Origin of the sequence: Pseudomonas sp. (genome assembly GCF_026224925.1) — a bacterium.
Classification (GTDB): Bacteria; Pseudomonadota; Gammaproteobacteria; order Pseudomonadales; family Pseudomonadaceae; genus Aquipseudomonas.
This window is the reverse complement of record NZ_JAMFRV010000364.1, coordinates 1-3,301: the sequence shown is the minus strand read 5'-3', so window position 1 is coordinate 3,301 and position 3,301 is coordinate 1. Positions and strand designations below refer to the sequence as shown.

The window sequence follows — 3,301 nt, the reverse complement described above, 5'->3', positions numbered from 1 at the left end:
TACGACACTGATGGGCTGTTGACCATGGAAAGTGAATGGCTGGCAGGGCCGGCACGCAGCAGTCTGGGCCGGCATCTAATCAATGAATACGGCGAAGGTCTGCTGGAGCGCCTGAATCAAGGTGAGTTAATCGCAGTTGAGGACGTCAGTATCGACCCGCGCACCGCTGGCGCCGCCCAGCGCTATGCCGATTACAACGCGCGCAGCATATTGATCGCACCCTTCGGTGACGAACGCCGATTCAACGCACTGCTTTTTATAAGTTCTGAACAGCCACGGGTGTGGTCGCCAGAGGACATCGCTCTGGTGCGTGAAGTAGTGGATCGTACTCGCGCCGCAGACGAGCGCGCCAAGGCTCGAAATGCACTGAAGGCAGCGGAGCAGCGGGTCATATTGGCCAACTCGATGTTGGAAAACCAGATCGTCGAGCGCGCCCGTACCGAACGCTTTCAAGCCGCGTTATTGATTCTCGGTGATCAACTGCGGGAAAAAACCGGGTGCGCAGAAATTCGCCAGTCGGCCGGCAGAGTTCTTGGCATGACCTTGGGCATCGAGCGTGTTGCGTTCGCCACCGTTGACGTCGAGCTGGACAGCGTTGTTGTGAGGCGCGATTGGGTTTTGGGTGCAACCCCCAGCATCGTCGGTGTATACAACCTTGATACGTTCGGCGCGTTATTTGACACCGTGCGGCGTGGCGAGGCGGTGGTGGTCAACGACACGCAACTCGATTTACGCACCGCTACAGGCCGCTGCGAATGCCAGACCCGAGGGATGCGCACGCTGATCAATATCCCGTTGCTTGAGCGCGGCGTGATCACCACGCTGTTGGTGCTGCACGGCGCTCAGCCACGGGTCTGGAGCGATGAGGAAGTCAGCTTTGTTCGTGATGTTGCCGAGCGCTGCTGGATCGCTATGGAGCGCTCCCGCGCTGAACAGGCGCTGCGAGAAAGCGAAGCGCAGTTCCGTACACTGGCCGACAACATGAGCCAGTTGGCGTGGACGGCGGATCCTTCGGGCAAAATCTATTGGTACAACAAGCGTTGGTACGATTACACCGGCAGCTCTCTGGAAGCGATGCAGGCGCTGGGTTGGCGCTCGGTGCATCACCCTGCGCATTTGGAGCGGGTGACCGCGCGGCTTAAGCATTGTTTTGCGACGGGTTCGGTCTGGGAAGATACCTTCCCGCTGCGCAATCAAGACGGCACATACAGTTGGTTTTTATCCCGTGCCTTGCCTATTCGCGATGGGTTAGGGCATGTCATCCATTGGTTGGGTACCCACACCGACATCACTGCGCAAGTGAGTGCCGAAGAGGCCTTGCGCGAGCTCAATGATAGCCTTGAGCTTCGCGTCGCGGAACGCACCCGGGAAATGGTGACGATTAACGAGCTGCTGCAGGTCGAGATGTCCGAGCGCGAAAGTGTTGAAGAGGCCTTGCGTCACGCGCAAAAGATGGACGCCATCGGCCAGCTTACCGGCGGTATCGCCCACGATTTCAATAACATGCTGACCGGCGTATTAGGCGCTTTGGATTTGATTCAGCGCCGTGTGGCTGCAGGGCGTGTGGGGGAGGTTGACCGATATATCAATGCGGCGATCACGTCGGCCAATCGCGCCGCCTCGTTAACCCATCGATTGCTGGCGTTCGCCCGACGTCAATCGCTGAATCCCCAGGCGGTTGATGTTAACCAAATGGTGGTGTCCATGGAGGAGTTGCTTCGGCGTACCCTCGGCGAAAGCATTGAGCTGTGCATCAATCTGCAACCTCGGTTGTGGCAAGCCCGCACGGATGAGCACCAACTGGAGAGCGCACTGCTTAACCTGGTCATTAACGCGCGGGACGCCATGCCGGACGGCGGGCGACTGACCGTCAGAACTGCCATTGTTCATGTCGAGTCTCAGCGCGAAGCCATGGCTCCTGGTGAATATGTGCTGTTGAGCGTTGAAGACACCGGTTCGGGTATGTCTGCGGAGGTCATCGGGCGCGCTTTCGATCCATTTTTCACCACCAAGCCGATTGGGCAGGGCACCGGGCTTGGATTGTCGATGGTGTATGGATTCGTCAAGCAAACCGGCGGGCACGTTCAGATCGAAAGCATCGTTCAGCAGGGTTCGCGGATTCACTTGTATTTGCCTTGCCATCTTGAGCAGGGGGAGCGGCATATTGCCAAGCCGGAAAATCCGAGTGCTCCGCGCGCGCTGGTTGGCGAACAAGTATTGGTCGTTGAGGATGAGGTGGCTGTGCGTATGCTGGTGATCGATGTGCTGCACGAGCTGGGTTATTCAACCCTGGAAGCTGGCGACGCCAAGGCCGCACTGCCAGTGCTGCAGGGTTTGGAGCGCATCGACTTGCTAGTCAGTGATGTCGGGCTGCCAGGTCTTAACGGTCGCCAACTGGCGGAAATGGCCCGGCAGTGTCGACCTGATCTGCCGGTGTTGTTCATGACCGGGTATGCGCGTAACGCAGAGGTGCGCGCCGAATTTCTCGACCCCGGCATGGATATGTTGATCAAGCCGTTCAGCATTGATGACCTGGCGTTGAAGGTGCGGACGATGATTGGAGACAAGAAAGCTTGAGCAATCACTTTAATCGGGAAGCTTTGTAGGCTCTGGCAACTGCGGCGAAGCTTTTAGGAGTGCGGCGTCAAGGGCCAGTTGGGTCTTGATCAATTCGACCTGTACGGTCTGATAGGTCTGTTGCCGTTCGCTCAGCGAATGTTTGAGCGCGCTGCTTTCGCTCATTGCTCCATTCAAACGCTCTTCAAGAAGTGCGCGCTGGGTGTGAGCGAGCTGGTATTTTTCACCCAGATCGGTGGTCATGCGCGTGGCTATCTTCAACTGCTCTTGTTGCGTGCTTAGCTCGCGCAACGTACTGCGCGTCTCGCTGAGTAAGCGTTCGTTGTCTCGGTTCAGCTGAGTAATCTCCTCTTGACGCACCATGGCCGCCTGCTGCGCCTGGCGCAATTCCATCTGCACCTGTTGCAGTTGCCCTTCGTGACGACGCTGCTCCTGATCGCGTTGCTCCTTGATGGAGTTGCGATAGTGCTCCAGCGCATCGCGGGCGTGCAGGTGCTTTTCTTCCAGGGAACGAATCTGTCCGTCTTTGTCTTGCAGGCGTATTTCCAGGTCGAGATGTGATTGCTGCAGGCGAGCGTTTGTCGTCTGCTCGGTCTGTAAGGCTTGATGGGTACTGTCCAGGGTGGCGTTTTTTACGTCCAGCTCAGTGTTAAGTACCTGGTTTTGTTGCTGTAGCACGCTGAAATGCAGTTGGGTCCTTGCCAGTTCATCTGACAGGGTTTGC

1 protein-coding gene and 1 pseudogene are annotated in these 3,301 nt (G+C 57.4%); one reads left to right on the top strand and one right to left on the bottom strand.

What is annotated here, in order from left to right; all coding sequences use genetic code 11:
* On the top strand, positions 1-2,577 hold a 2,577-nt coding region (locus tag M0974_RS15840; protein ID WP_297838554.1), incomplete at its 5' end, for an ATP-binding protein.
* 9 nt (positions 2,578-2,586) lie between these two features.
* Here the strand turns inward: M0974_RS15840 and M0974_RS15835 are convergent.
* Positions 2,587-3,301, bottom strand: a pseudogene (locus M0974_RS15835) (integrase); the annotation flags it as partial.